The sequence below is a fragment of the Streptomyces hilarionis genome, from assembly GCF_024539675.1.
GTDB lineage: Bacteria > Actinomycetota > Actinomycetes > Streptomycetales > Streptomycetaceae > Streptomyces > Streptomyces hilarionis.
On the sequence record NZ_JAHHIT010000836.1, the window covers coordinates 1 to 248 of the forward strand.

The 248-nt window shown below is 50.4% G+C and carries 1 protein-coding gene; it reads right to left on the minus strand.

The features are described 5' to 3' along the window. A partial coding sequence (locus tag KMS84_RS40505; protein ID WP_285894522.1) for a CheR family methyltransferase occupies window positions 1-248 on the minus strand: 248 nt, incomplete at both ends.

Consider the following 248-nt stretch of genomic DNA (forward strand, 5'->3'; position numbering starts at 1 on the left):
CTCTTAGGGCCGCCGCGAGCACGAAAAATGCGGTTCTTTTTGTCAACGGTTGTGAAAAGTTCAGGGCAAGCATCCGCTGATTCAGAGGTGCCGAGAAAGAGATATCCACCCGCCCGCAACGCGAAATGGAACATCTGTAAAATTTCCCGCTGAATATCGCGGTCGAGGTAAATAAGCAGATTGCGGCAGACAATCAGGTCTATCTGAGAAAAAGGTGGGTCAGCCAACAAGCTGTGCTTGGCGAATAG